At 45.6% G+C, this 13575-nt stretch carries 15 protein-coding genes; 10 read left to right on the top strand and 5 right to left on the bottom strand.

Annotation, left to right across the window (positions count from 1 at the left end):
• Window positions 1-31: 31 nt before the first annotated feature.
• The 10 genes from ICN35_RS05925 (at window position 32) to ICN35_RS05970 (ending at window position 7989) form a co-directional block, all read left to right on the top strand.
• The gene (locus tag ICN35_RS05925) at window positions 32-1369 is read left to right on the top strand and encodes an NAD(P)/FAD-dependent oxidoreductase (RefSeq protein ID WP_216125148.1); all 1338 of its coding nucleotides are present in this window, start codon (window positions 32-34) and stop codon (window positions 1367-1369) included.
• 62 nt (window positions 1370-1431) lie between these two features.
• On the top strand, window positions 1432-2031 hold the full coding sequence (locus ICN35_RS05930) for an alternative oxidase (protein ID WP_216125150.1): 600 nt from the start codon (window positions 1432-1434) through the stop codon (window positions 2029-2031).
• 514 nt (window positions 2032-2545) lie between these two features.
• Window positions 2546-3343 (top strand): ferritin-like domain-containing protein, encoded by a 798-nt coding sequence (locus ICN35_RS05935; RefSeq protein ID WP_216125152.1) that lies wholly within the window; start codon window positions 2546-2548, stop codon window positions 3341-3343.
• A gap of 28 nt (window positions 3344-3371) precedes the next feature.
• On the top strand, window positions 3372-4073 hold the full coding sequence (locus ICN35_RS05940) for a hypothetical protein (protein WP_216125153.1): 702 nt from the start codon (window positions 3372-3374) through the stop codon (window positions 4071-4073).
• Window positions 4049-4777: a hypothetical protein gene (locus tag ICN35_RS05945; RefSeq protein WP_216125155.1), complete on the top strand. Its 729-nt coding sequence runs from the start codon at window positions 4049-4051 to the stop codon at window positions 4775-4777. The genes ICN35_RS05940 and ICN35_RS05945 overlap by 25 nt, the downstream gene beginning before the upstream one ends.
• 27 nt (window positions 4778-4804) lie before the next feature.
• Complete coding sequence (gene queE / locus ICN35_RS05950; RefSeq protein WP_216125157.1) at window positions 4805-5458, top strand: 7-carboxy-7-deazaguanine synthase; 654 nt, start codon at window positions 4805-4807, stop codon at window positions 5456-5458.
• 31 nt (window positions 5459-5489) lie between these two features.
• A complete protein-coding gene (queD, locus tag ICN35_RS05955) occupies window positions 5490-5954 on the top strand; it encodes a 6-carboxytetrahydropterin synthase QueD (RefSeq protein ID WP_216125159.1) in 465 nt (154 codons plus the stop codon).
• On the top strand, window positions 5955-6413 hold the full coding sequence (gene tadA / locus ICN35_RS05960) for a tRNA adenosine(34) deaminase TadA (protein ID WP_216125166.1): 459 nt from the start codon (window positions 5955-5957) through the stop codon (window positions 6411-6413).
• On the top strand, window positions 6410-7354 hold the full coding sequence (locus tag ICN35_RS05965; RefSeq protein ID WP_216125173.1) for an LD-carboxypeptidase: 945 nt from the start codon (window positions 6410-6412) through the stop codon (window positions 7352-7354). Before tadA ends, ICN35_RS05965 begins: the two co-directional genes overlap by 4 nt.
• Before the next feature lie 2 nt (window positions 7355-7356).
• Window positions 7357-7989 (top strand): heme-binding protein, encoded by a 633-nt coding sequence (locus tag ICN35_RS05970; RefSeq protein ID WP_255535728.1) that lies wholly within the window; start codon window positions 7357-7359, stop codon window positions 7987-7989.
• An 18-nt stretch (window positions 7990-8007) separates the two neighbouring features.
• Here ICN35_RS05970 and ICN35_RS05975 read toward each other — a convergent pair whose 3' ends face one another.
• Genes ICN35_RS05975 through ICN35_RS05995 form a run of 5 tightly spaced genes read right to left on the bottom strand, consistent with a single transcriptional unit; the run spans window position 8008 to window position 13548 of the window.
• Window positions 8008-8877, bottom strand: a complete 870-nt coding sequence (locus ICN35_RS05975) for a 23S rRNA (adenine(2030)-N(6))-methyltransferase RlmJ (RefSeq protein ID WP_216125181.1) — start codon at window positions 8875-8877, stop codon at window positions 8008-8010.
• 6 nt (window positions 8878-8883) lie between these two features.
• Window positions 8884-9675 (bottom strand): phosphatase PAP2 family protein, encoded by a 792-nt coding sequence (locus tag ICN35_RS05980; protein ID WP_216125183.1) that lies wholly within the window; start codon window positions 9673-9675, stop codon window positions 8884-8886.
• Window positions 9672-10940, bottom strand: coding sequence for a glycosyltransferase family 9 protein (locus ICN35_RS05985; protein ID WP_216125185.1), 1269 nt, complete (start codon window positions 10938-10940; stop codon window positions 9672-9674). The genes ICN35_RS05980 and ICN35_RS05985 overlap by 4 nt, the downstream gene beginning before the upstream one ends.
• Before the next feature lie 18 nt (window positions 10941-10958).
• The gene (locus tag ICN35_RS05990) at window positions 10959-12002 is read right to left on the bottom strand and encodes a lysylphosphatidylglycerol synthase transmembrane domain-containing protein (RefSeq protein WP_216125187.1); all 1044 of its coding nucleotides are present in this window, start codon (window positions 12000-12002) and stop codon (window positions 10959-10961) included.
• A gap of 49 nt (window positions 12003-12051) precedes the next feature.
• Entirely contained in the window at window positions 12052-13548 is a 1497-nt protein-coding gene (locus tag ICN35_RS05995) for a glycosyltransferase family 39 protein (protein ID WP_216125189.1), read from the bottom strand.
• Window positions 13549-13575 lie beyond the last annotated feature (27 nt).

Consider the following 13575-nt stretch of genomic DNA (forward strand, 5'->3'; position numbering starts at 1 on the left):
GGATGCAGGTAAAACAAATCAAGAGAAGTCCATGACTAAAGAACATCGAATCGTGATTGTGGGAGGCGGCGCTGGCGGTCTAGAGCTTGCAACCAAACTCGGCGATCGTTTTCGCTCCCGCAACAGTGGCTCTAAAAAAGTATCCGTTATTTTGGTGGATAAGAATCGTACCCATCTATGGAAGCCAAAACTGCATGAGGTTGCTGCAGGCTCTATGGATCTTGCCGATCAAGAGCTAGATTACATTGCGCAAGCACACTGGCATCATTTTAGTTTTCGTCTGGGTGAGTTAACCGGTATTGATAGAATCAACCGACAAATTCAGGTGGCCCCTTTTTATGATGACGCGGGTGTATTGATTACGCCTCAGCAAACGATTCAATACGACACCCTAATCATTTCTATTGGCAGCTTAACGAATGATTTTGGAACCCCGGGCGTTGAACAATATGCTCAAAGGCTTGAGTCTCTTGTAGATGCAAAGCGCTTTCACTTACGCTTGATCAATGCTTGTCTTAGGGCGCAAGCTCAAACCAAGCCTTTGGAAGCCCATCAATTACAGGTTGTCATTATTGGGGCTGGTGCTACTGGAGTAGAGTTAGCCGCAGAATTGCATCGCACTACGCGTGCGATTATTTCTTTTGGCATGGATCGCGTGGATCCCGAGAAAGATCTCAAAGTCATTTTGATTGAGGCTGCTCCTAAAATATTGCCTGCACTCTCTGCAAGAATCTCCAGCGCGGCTGAAAAGTTACTCACAGATCTTGGCGTTGAAGTCATGACTAATGCCAAGGTGAAAGAAATACAGTCTGATCGAGTATGTTTATCTAGTGGCGTAGAAATTCCAGCTGAATTAATTGTGTGGGCGGCTGGGGTTAAGGCGCCAGACTTTTTGAATGGGATTGGCGGCTTAGAAAGTAATCTCGCTAATCAACTGTTGGTATTACCAACCCTACAAACTACCCTTGACCCTCATATTTTTGCAATGGGAGACTGTGCTGCATGCCCATGGCCAGGGGCGAATAATGGCAAGGGCGGCATTGTTCCTCCTAGAGCTCAGGCAGCCCATCAACAAGCCTCACATCTCTTTTCTCAGATCAATCAAATCATGGATGGCAAGCCGCTGCGACCTTATCAATATCGCGATTTTGGCTCGCTCGTATCCTTGGGTGAATACAGTAGTGTGGGCAGCATGATGGGAGGTTTGATTGGCGGCAGTCTGATGGTGGAAGGTTTGTTTGCAAAGCTGATGTACATCAGCTTATACAAACTTCATCAACTGGCCCTGCATGGCTGGGTTAAGGTGGCTTTAGACACCATCAGCCGTTTAATCCACCGTAGAACGCATTCTATCGTCAAGCTTCACTGAGCCAAGCAGATATTTACTTAAGCGAGTAATATTTATACAAATAACAAGCTTAAGAGTATCAAATGAGTCACTACAAACCTATTAATTTCTCCGACCGGGTGGCCTTTTTCTTTACAAAAAGTATGCGTTTTTTTGCAGATACTTTTTTCCAAAAAAGATATGGTCACCGCGCAGTCGTTCTTGAGACCGTTGCAGGTGTTCCAGGCATGGTTTCTGGGATGTGGACGCATCTGATCAGTTTGCGCAAGATGAAAACGGGATATGGTCCGAAGATTCGTACTTTGTTGGATGAGGCGGAAAATGAAAGAATGCACTTAATGACTTTTATTGAGATTGCTAAGCCAAATGCCTTTGAGCGCTTTTTAGTCCTGACTGCGCAAGCAGTATTTTGGAATATGTTTTTTGTTATCTACGTTTTTTTTCCAAGAACAGCTCATCGTATTGTTGGATATTTTGAAGAAGAAGCGGTTTATTCCTATACAGAATATTTACGTGAAATTGATAATGGAAGCTTACCCAATATCCCTGCGCCAAAAATTGCCATTGACTATTGGAACTTATCTGCAGACGCTACATTGCGTGATGTGGTGATTGCAGTCCGAGAGGATGAGGCAAAGCATCGCGACGTGAATCATGAGTTTGCTAGCGAATACGACCGTTAGGATTTAAGCCAACTCAGCCTTCATGATTGGGCTATCTCAATAGAGCGAATAAGCCGGTGATGGCAATCAGAATGTAAAGGAACAAGTAAATCTTGATATCCTTAAAAACAATTTCTCGCGCAATTTTTTTGTATTTCAAAAGATAGAGATGATAGATGATGGGTGAGATCAATATCACACCAAACTCAAAGATTAGCTCTAGCTTTTCACCAGTCATCTATTTAATGAATTTGCTTTTTGAAAACACTAACAGGGCGACAGATACGATGCCTATGGAAAAGAGAAAAAAAGAGCCGGTTTTTACAAACACCACAAAGCCTATTAGTACTAAGCCAAATGCAAATAATCCCAATTTATCTCTGGACATTTCATCGCTCCCTAAGCAATTGCGTTCGTTCTAGACCCTGTTGATCATACAAGACCTGTTCCTATAATGGCAATGAGTTTTCATCGTGGAAAATATGACGATGCAATCTTTCTTGTAGGCTTTGAGAACCCTATATATTGTTGATAAATGACTGAGTTACGCCAAGCCACTCTTGAAATACTGGCCATTACCGATGCGCAAATAAAGGTAAGCCGAGTTTTTCAATTATTTGACGAATATCACAAGCAACTCGTCGAAATGAATCCTGCTGCACTATTGAATAGTCAAGATCTGGCTTTGCCTGGGCGCCCACAACGGCCTGAATTGATTCCACCTCTTCAGGTTCCCAAAAGAAAAATGGATAGCGTCGAGGGAAGGGTGGCTTTATTGCATTCACTAGCCCATATCGAATTTAATGCGATTAATCTTGCCTTAGACGCGATTTGGCGTTTTCCTAACATGCCTCAGCAATACTATGAAGATTGGCTCAGAGTTGCCAAAGAAGAGGCTTACCACTTCACACTAGTGAACGAATACATCCAATCTTTTGGCTTTTCTTATGGTGATTTTTCTGCACACAATAGTTTGTGGGAAATGGTAGAGAGAACACAAGACTCAGTCATTGCTCGGATGGCGCTTGTTCCGCGCACCATGGAAGCTAGGGGCCTAGATGCCGTACCCATGATTCGAGATCGTTTCAAGCAAATTAAAGAGCTCGGCGCAGTCGATATTCTAGAGACCATTCTCCGAGATGAAATCGGGCATGTTGCCATTGGTAATCATTGGTTCAATTTCTTATGCGAGAAAGATAATCTCTCGCCGATTATCGCCTATAGAGATCTAGCAAAAAAATATTCCGCACCCAAATTACGGGGGCCATTTAATTTCGAGGCTCGTAAGCAAGCAGGATTTACTGCTGAAGAGCTCAGTTTGCTTGGGGTATAGTCACAATAAATATTGATTAGGAGAGTATATGAATTTATCTCGTCGCACATTCATCACATCGGCTGCGTTAGCGCCGGTAGCTTGTGGCGTGCCGCTTTCATATGAGCGTGGCATTCCAGTTGCGCAACCTAACCCGGCACCCGCTATTCGTGCGCCCCAAGTTGGCCAGGAATGGACCTACGTTAAACGCAATGTATTTGACGGTAAAAATTTAGGGCTGATTACTGAGCGTGTAGCCAGCATTGGTTCAACGATTGTGGTTGATCGTTCGAACGAAAGCGGCGAAAAACTACCCAATGAAATTCAAGGACCTTGGGGTACAGTGATTCGAGATCCGCATTGGTCTAGGGTCATTAGCTTCAACCCAGCCATCCCTTTATGGCCTCAAGAGTTAGCTTCAAGCTGGAGTAAGCAATTGATTACCAAATATAGCTTGGCAGGCTACCCCGATAATGCTTATGGCTGGCAAGAATATATGAGCGCCCACGGTTGGGAACAAATGACTGTACCTGCAGGCAGTTTTCTGACTTTGCGTTACCAAAATCTGATTAATTATGTGAGCGATGATGACAACAAAGTCAATTGCATCCGTAAAGAAACTGTCTGGTTTGCTCCCAGTATTGGTCGTTGGGTTGCCCGCGAATCCTCTGGCTCTTATATGATTCAGGGTCAGTTAGGCATGCCTAATTTGGAAGATAGTCTTCAATGGCAACTCACTTCATACAAGTAAAACACTGGCGCAGATTCTTTTTAGTAGCCCTGCCAATTTTTTTGCTAGGGTGCATTTCTTCGCAGCCATTTCCTCAAGGTGTCAATGTAGGTCAACCCATACCAACGCCAATCGTTCGGGCGCCCAAGGTAGGGCAAGAATGGGTTTACCAAGTCCGTAATGTATTTAACCAAGAAATCATTGATACCGTCACCGAAAGAGTTGTCTCGGTAGGTAGTGAAATTCGTATTACACGCTCGGGAGTTAAGTCGGGTCCATTGCCCGATGAAATCCAAGCGCCCTGGGGCTTTGTCTTGCAGGATCCGCATTGGAGTCCTCCACAAAAATTTCAGCAGGCAATTCCTCTTTGGCCTGAACAACTTCAGGTGGGCTGGCATCGGTTTTATAAAACCCACTACCAAGTTCCCGCTTATCCAGATGGAAGTTATTACTGGGGACTCAATATGTCGGCACTTGCCTGGGAGCAAATCCAGTCTCCAGCAGGAAAGTTTCTAACTCTTCACCTCCACAATGAGATACCTTATTTTGAGAGTAATGACCTCTTTAGAGTTCAAAACATCCGCGAGGAAGACGTCTGGTTCTCTCCAGAAATCGGGCGCTGGGTGATCCGCAGGGGCAGTGGGCGCTATATTACGCCCGGAGTGTTCTGGTCAAACGCCTACTGGGAAGACTATTGGCAATGGGAGTTGGTCTCCTGGAAGTAAGCAAAGCGCTTAAAATAGCCAATTGCTATGTATACAGTTAAAGAACTATTTCCAACCTTACAAGGTGAGGGCGCTCACGCTGGACGTGCTGCTGTTTTTTGCCGTTTTGCCGGGTGCAATCTATGGAGTGGTCGCGAAGAGGATCGTGCTTCAGCAGTCTGTCAATTTTGCGATACCGATTTTGTCGGTAGTGATGGTGCTGGTGGTGGAAAATTTGAGACTGCCAATAATTTAGCAAAGGCTATAGAGACTGCTTGGAGAAGTACTTCGGCAGGCCCGCAGCAACGTTATGTAGTGTTTACTGGTGGTGAACCACTCTTGCAGTTAGATCAAGAGCTCATCACCGTGCTTCATCAAAAAGGTTTTGAGATAGCGATTGAAACCAACGGCACCATCAAGGTTCCGAAAGGTGTTGACTGGGTTTGCGTCAGTCCAAAGGCAGGGTCTGATCTGATTGTGTTGCAGGCAAACGAACTCAAGTTGGTGGTTCCGCAAGCTGGACACGATTCTGTAGAAAATCTAATGGCCCGTTTTGAGAAGATGGACTACCGCAATCGCTTCTTACAACCCATGGATGGACCAAATCTTAAAAGCAATACAGAGCTGGCAGTGGGGTTGTGCCAAAAACGTCCCTTGTGGAGACTGAGTATTCAATCGCATAAACTGATTGGAATCCGATAAAAGGGCTGCGCCCAATTCTTTAAAGTACCAAATGACTAGTAAACAAGCTGCTATCTCCATTACCCGCCGTCTTGAGTTTGACTCAGGTCATCGCATTCCAAATCATGATGGGCAATGCAAGCATTTGCATGGGCATCGCTATGCAATCGAGGTGACCTTGACTGGTGAGGTGGCAGATCATCCTGGCAAAGCCGATGATGGCATGGTCTTAGATTTTGGTGATATCAAAAAGCTCACCAATGAACATGTTGTTGAACCATGGGATCATGCATTTTTAGTGGCTAAAGAAGATCAAGGTTTGGTGGCATTCTTGGCCACATTGCCAAATCATAAAACCGTCATCATGGAGCATGTTCCCACTGTCGAGAATCTGGCAAATGCTGCATTCGCTATTTTGCAGCCTGTCTTTGCTAAAGCATTTGGTGGTCGTCTTGAGCTCTCAGCAATTCGTCTATATGAAACTCCAAATTGTTGGGCTGACGTTCACCCTACTTAAATGAATCAAGCTGAACTTGATCATCAGTTTATGGAGCAAGCGATTGAGCAAGCTCAATTAGCTGCTGCTGCAAATGAGGTACCGGTTGGTGCAGTTTTAGTACGCGACGGTAAGGTCATTTCTAGGGGATTTAATCAACCTATCTCGCATCATGATCCTAGTGCGCATGCCGAGATGCTGGCTCTGAGAGAAGCGGCAAGGGTAGAAGCAAATTATCGCCTTCCAGGCACCACCCTATATGTAACCCTAGAGCCTTGTGCAATGTGCTCAGGCGCCATCCTGCATGCCAGGGTGGAGCGGCTTGTCTTTGGCGCACCAGATCCTAAAACAGGTGCCGCTGGAAGTGTTTTGGATGTATTCTCTTCAAAAGAAATTAATCATCAAACCAGCGTTGAGGGTGGCGTCATGAGTGAAGAGTGTGGTCAATTACTGCGCAGCTTCTTTAGGGAGCGACGTTGAACTCCATCCATCTGGTTGCTCCATCAGGCGCTAGTCTGGATGAGAAGAGCCCCTTAGCGGGGATTGCTTGGTTAAAAAGCCAGGGTATGGCGATTCATAATCCTGATTGTGTTCATCGTGTACACGAGCGTTTTGCTGGAAGTGATGCCGAGCGATTAAATGAGCTCAATCACTTAGCCACATTAGATACGAAGCAAATTGTGATGGCAATGCGTGGTGGTTATGGTATTCATCGTCTGCTGTCTGATATTCAATGGAATGCAATTGCTCAAGCAGTGAAGGGTGGGCTCCAGATTTGTGGGCATAGCGACTTCACCAGTTTTGAGCTGGGTCTCTTGGCTAAGACGGGCGCGATTACTTTATCTGGCCCTATGCTCAATTATGACTTTGGCAGAATCGATGAGAATGGCAAGCCAATTCCTCCAGATGAATTCATGTGGAAGCATTTCTTATCTGCCATACAAGAAAGAAAACTCGATTGCACTATTAATGCATCTCAAGCATTCTTGGGGCAAGTAGATTCAGGTTCAATTACTGGAATGCTTTGGGGTGGAAATCTCACGGTGCTAGCCAGTCTTATCGGAACATCTTACCTGCCATCAAGCACCCAAACCAAGGGCGGTATTTTATTTTTAGAGGATGTGAATGAGCATCCCTATCGGCTGGAAAGAACCTTGATGCAGTTATTGGATGCTGGTGAACTGGGTAATCAGGCAGCAGTATTACTAGGGGGTTTCTCGGCATATCGTTTATTCGACAACGATAAAGGCTACACCCTTGAGCGTGCGGTTGAGGCTATTCGTCATCGCCTAGCAAAATCCATTCCTATTTTGACTGATCTACCATTTGGCCATCAAGCCAATAAACTTACTCTACCCGTTGGAGCAAGTGCTACTCTTGAGTACAGTGCTGCAGGCTTTAATCTTAAGACAAGCTGGTGAAGATGTCTTTTAAAAGATTTATCACGCAAAGTATTCTTTTTTTAGCGCTGACTTTCACGGGGGCAGTCATGGCAATTGAAGAGCCAAAATATTCCGTGCTTGAAAAGGCGCCCCCATTTGAACTTCGATCTTATGCGCCGATGATTTTGGCTGAGGTTCAGGTTGAGGGCGATCTCGATGAAGCATCAGGTCAAGGCTTTCGGCTCATTGCTGCTTATATCTTTGGCCAAAACCAAGTTAGTGAAAAAATTGCGATGACTACTCCAGTTGCGGTAGAGGAGCAGCCTGCTAAAAGTGCCAAGATAGCCATGACCACCCCAGTCAATATTGAGAGTAAGGCTGGGCAATGGGTGGTTTCATTTGTCATGCCCTCTGAATACACTATGGAAACGCTACCGAAGCCCCTAAATTCAAAGGTGCAGATCAGGCAAATTCCTGCAGTCAAAAGAGCGGTGATTACCTTCTCAGGTTTTTATAACAGTCAAAAAGTCGCCGAGAGAGTCTTGGAGTTAGAAGAGTGGATGAAGACACACAATCTATCAGCGAATGGCTCACCAAAATTCGCCCGCTATAACCCGCCTTGGACACTCCCGTTCATGCGTCGCAACGAGATCATGATTGATGTGCGCGACTGAGTAAATCTAAGATTCGTTTTATGCCTCAAAACTCTTGAGTAAGAATTGCGCTCCACCATCAATACCTAGAGCCTTGGTTAAAGTGGGTAGCGCATCAGCGAGATGCTTTTCTAGTGTCCACGGTGGATTAATAATGAACATGCCACTCGCTTGAAGGCGCCGTTCACCAGGTGCATTTTCAACACGCAACTCAGTATGAAGCCAAGAGCGCTGATGAGCGGCGCAAATCTTTTTCATGCGATCAGGTAGGGCGATAGATTCTCTTCTGGAAAGAATCGGATACCAGACTGCGTAGCAGCCAGTAGCAAAACGCTGTAATGCTTCTTCGATTGCAAGCTCTAAATACCGATAATCCTGCTTGTCTTCATAAGAAGGATCAATGAGTACTAAACCGCGCCTACTAGGAGGCGGTAGTAAGCCCTTCAGTCTGCTGAAACTATCTTCAGCATAAATATCAATCTGCTTTGATTGCTTCAGTTCTCCAATGTTATGGCGAAGAATATCAATTTCTTTGGGATGAAGTTCAAATAACTTCAGGCGATCTTGCGGTCTCAACAGTCGAGCCAGAATAAATGGGGACCCAGGATAAGTCTTGAGCTCTCCCCCAACATTTTCCGCCTCAATACAATCCAAATATGTTTGAACGCTTTCTGGAATGGGATTGCCCGCTTCTTTGAACTTCAATAAACGATATATTCCACCTTCTGCTTCTTTGCTCACAGCAGCAAAGCCATCCCCTAGGCCATAGATACCAGCTCCAGCATGGGTGTCGACCATCGTCAAGGCTACTGGTTTTTCTTGTAAATACTCTACAAGATGAATAAGGGTAAGGTGCTTGAGAATGTCAGCATGGCTGCCAGCATGAAAAGCATGTCGATAGCTAAACATACAAAACTATTCTAGGCTGCCACGTGAGTTGTTAAATTGCGCTTTAACAAAAAATATTAAGGTGATGGCTACGATGGCTATGGAGGCATATTGCAATGGCAGATTTAATTCAAGATCCATAATTTGGGTGTAATGCGCATAGATCGCTACAACACCGCCAAGAGCAATCAAGCGAGGCCAAAGATTCTTGAGGGATAGTTGATTCTCTGGAACGTATTGTGCAAGTAGGGCACCCAACATCCCACACCAAATGCCAACGCCTGCTCCGGCCAATACGTCTGTGAGCCAATGTGCGCCAACTGCGATGCGCGATAAGCCTACTAATGCCGCAACCAAGAACAGCGGCAATAGATGGCCACGCTTCGCTCTGCTGGAGACAAAATACAGTGCACTGGCAATCGCGAAAGCCGTAAGGGTGTGACCTGATGGCAATGCTTTATGCAGCAGGGGCTCGCCAATGCGATAAAAACTACCATTCTCTAAAAGACCAGCTGGTCTTGGAAGATCAAACCCGTTTTTGAGAATTGTGCTGGCAATTGCGGAGAGGGTACCTGCAAATAAACCGGCAGTGAGTAAGCGGGGCGCTAAAAGGAGTAGTGGAAATGCCAATGCAAATATGCCCCAGCCATTCCCTAGAAAAGTGAGCCAGGCCCAAACTGTGTCAGGCAATAACTGGGTAAGACGATTAATGAATAAAAAGCTACTACTTTGAAATTCCCCAAAGTAAATCGCTGCAGCAAGAGCGATAGGAGCAAGCGGGACAAACCAAGCTAGTTTGGGGATTGCTGTCTTGCTCATCCAGCTGAACGACCTTTTGCTCTATCCGCTTCTTGCAATTGAACAGTCACTTTATCCAATACTTGCGCAACCGAAATGGCTTGCATGCAGACATTATCTTGACAAGGTGTTTTGCGATGATTAGCTGCACTCACGCAAGGTGAGCAAGCAAGATTGGCGGTGATTGCAATAGAGTTACCAATAGAGCCGTAGAGGGTAGGCGTCTCTGGTCCAAACAGAACCACTGTTCTGAGTGGTGTCACTGCAGAGAAATGACCTGGGCCAGAATCATTGGTCACCATCACATCAGATAGCGTGTACAGCGGTGGCAATTCAGTAAAGGTAACTTGGCCTGCAAAGTTCAGAGCATTTTTAACATTGGCAACAGAGCGCACTTTATCGACATAGACAAATTCAGTAGGGGAGCCCGTAATCAGAATTAAATCGTTTGGATAGCGCTGGTTTACAGCTTGAATGAGCTCCGAGAAGCGCTGTTGCGCCCAGCGACGTTGTGGCAAGAGATTGCTAGCATTCGGATTAATCAAAATGAGGCGATTTTTTCCATAGGTATAGGGAATGCCGGCTTCAGCAGCTTTCTTTTCAATCCGAGCAAGCACTTTTTTCATAACATCTGGATGGATGATGGCTTGCTCAAGTTTGACTTCAGAATCCGGAATCTGAATTTTGCTAAAAGGCACTTCAATCTCTTTTGCAAAAGCTGCATGAATTAAAGAGAGAAAGTTTTTAGTAATGTGAATGTGCGGGTTGTAATGCACCTTGCGGGTAAGCATGAAGCCACGCCATAAACCTTCCCCGTGAAAAATGTGATAACCCACGCGATGACGAGCACCACATAGTCCAGTGAGAAGGGCAGTAAAGCGTGAGAAGAGCTCAAGATCGATCACGGTATCGATGCGATGTGCACGGGCGACGAGCAAAAAGCGCAAGGTGTCTTTAATTAATCCACCCAAGCTTGAAGAGTCAATCGTGAAGATGTTTTCTGGCTTAACCGTATTTAAAAGGGTGAGACTAGCGCGATTGCTCTTGAAGATTAAGAAAAATAATTCAGCGCCACGCGCCTGTGCATTACGCATCGCAGGGTCAACCAAGATGGCACTCCCCATTTCAGAGAGTTCAATAAACAATAATTTCTTGGGAGTTTTTGAACCACGGCTAAAAATTCTTTTTACACCATCTATCAACACCACTAATGGGCTGGCAATTGCGCAAAGGGGCACTCCAACCCAATGATCAATGGCACGCATGGTATTGACGCTAATAGTCATAATTTTGCTCTGAAAGAATTATTTTCGTTTTAGTAAAAAGTAAGCACCCGGCAGGACTGAGATCACAGTAATTGCACCATAGCTTATGGAGGCTAATACGGTAAGTGAAGGGTTAACGCCCCATAGTGCTAGCACAGACGATAGAGTTGCTTCACGCAAGCCCCAGCCAGAAATACTAATCGGGAGCATTAACAAAAGACTTAATGCGGGCAGGCCAATCATCAGGCTAGAGATTGGCGCTTCTGCACCATAGGCTCTCAGGCAACAACCAAAAGCCAAAATAATGAAGCCATGAATGGCGATTGCGAAAAGTGCTTGTGCGATATTCATCGGCCAGGAAAAGGCCAAACGAATACCAGGCATGGCGTTGTTCATACGCAGGCGGTCAAGTAAGTTTTGCAGTAGTTGACGGGTTGGCGCCCAAGCCAATACCAAGGCGATGATTAACCCTGCTAACACCATGACGGCAACAACGGCGTAACCTAAATCTTGTCCCCAGGCAGCAAGCGTAGCGCCACCGAGAATTAAGCCTAAGCCACCGAGTAAATTATTGCCCGCTAAACCTAAAAAGCGATCCACTAAAACCATCGCAAAGCTGAGGCGCAGTTTTGCAGGGGCATGCTCTAAATCAACAGAGTGATGAAGCTCTTCATCAAGCTCTTGTGTTTCAGTGAGATTTCCGGTGCTGTTGAGATGCGTTGCGGTGATGGCGCGATAACTATCTCCTCCTAGCGTACTTGGTAGTCCTTGGTTAATGAGTCCGCCAGCAAAATATAGAGCGACATAAGTTTTGAAGCTACCTTGAAAACCCACACTCCGCATTAAAAATCCCCAACGCAGACCGCCACAAATAAACGCGCAACAAATCGCTACTCCTGCAGCTATTAGCCAAGCTGGTTGCATCTTGATTTCAGAATCAAGGAGGGTATGCCAGTCGATTCCGCTGGTGGCTTTCCAAAGTAGGGCGATGGATAGCAAAATGCGAATGGTCGGCCAGGCGCGCTTTAGCATTGATTTCCACCCAGATTGGGCTTTTGGGGTGGACTGGGGCAGTGAACTCATAGGCGTAAGGATAATGCTTTGGGCGCCTAAGGTCTTGAATTTGGGTGAATTACTTCGCTAAACCAGTGCCTTGCCAGTTGCTGCAAAGGCTAAAGTCAAATTTAGACAAGATTTGTCCAAATCGCATAATTTCTAGGGTATCCAAAGCTTCGCAGCGTTCAAAGGCAGACTGCTTACCAAGCGGGGGTGCAAAAGACATTCCCGACCAATTCACGAGGATGATGTTTGCCCCACGGGGCAATTGTCCAAACCAGAGATCAAACTGGTCTTGACGTTCATCTAAAACAAACACTGGAAGCGGTTGGGCATACCAAGCGGTGCGACTACCTAAAGTCCAATTTTGTACGGCGATCCCACTCGCTTTTGTTGCTTGCGTTAATTCAACAGCCTTTTGACCTGCTAGTTTCCAGCCATAGAGATCTGCAATCGGGTTGGATTTGATAGCTGCTGAATTCATGCCACCAGAGAGAACATAGGCAAATCCAATACAACAGAGTACAACTTGTACGATGAATAAAATTCGAATGAGCTGATGGCGTTGAGTGGACCATGCTTTTGCTAAGCCAATGCCTGCAAATGGCGCCAGACAAAACCATGCAGGTGATGTCCAGTGTGGTAATCCGCCACCAGCAGAGAGACTTGTAAAGATTACAAAAGGAATCACAAAGAATCCTAGTAAGGCTAATAAAGCTAGTCTGGTGCCGTGAATACAATGTTTAATAAAAAGGTAGGCACCTAAAATGAGTAGGGGTCCATAGACCACCACTTGGATAGCCAGGTAGCCACCAAATCTGCGCCAGAGCCAAACACTGCCAGCTCCATGAGCTACTTGATATTTAAATGAGATCCAGTCATGAGTCCAATTCCAATATAGAACAGGACTAATGAGTAGAAGAGCAACAATTGCAGCAAGCCAAAAACCGATTTTGTTAATCCAAGGTTTTCTAGGGCTACTTAAAAAAATCAGCAGCAATGCCATTGCAGTAAAGACGGCAGTATATTTACTGAGTCCCGCTAAACCAAGTAATGCTCCAGTGATAAGCCAATCAGCAATGCTGAAGTGATCTTTCATTAACCAGCGTAGTGCCATCAACAGCAGAACTAGACTCAGCGGAATAAGTAAGCTGTCGGGTAACAAGCCAATTGCTAATACATGTGGCATTGGTGCCGCAATGATGGCTAGTACTGCCATGAGTCCGCAAGTGTTAGACGATGGCAGTGCACTTGTCAGATATCCAGCGTTACGTCCTTGGATAAAGTGATGCACCTCCAAAGTCACTTGATAAACCAAGAAACAGGAAAGTACCCAGAGCAACTCTGGGATCAATCGAATAATGCCTTCGGAGGAGGTGAGTGCTACTAGTGGCCACTGAATCCAGCCAACGAGTGGCGGATGATCAAAATAGCTCCACGCTAGATGCTGTGCATACAGTGCGTAATGCGCTTCATCAACCGAGAATTCAATCGCAAAGCCTAGAGCAAAGTGCACCACTGCTGCAATACAGATGCAGATTGCAGCCCAGCTAGAGGGAGATTGTCGGCGCATACTTTGATTTTAGACTTACTTAGGTCA

It is taken from the genome of Polynucleobacter sp. es-GGE-1 (genome assembly GCF_018882005.1).
Classification (GTDB): Bacteria; Pseudomonadota; Gammaproteobacteria; order Burkholderiales; family Burkholderiaceae; genus Polynucleobacter.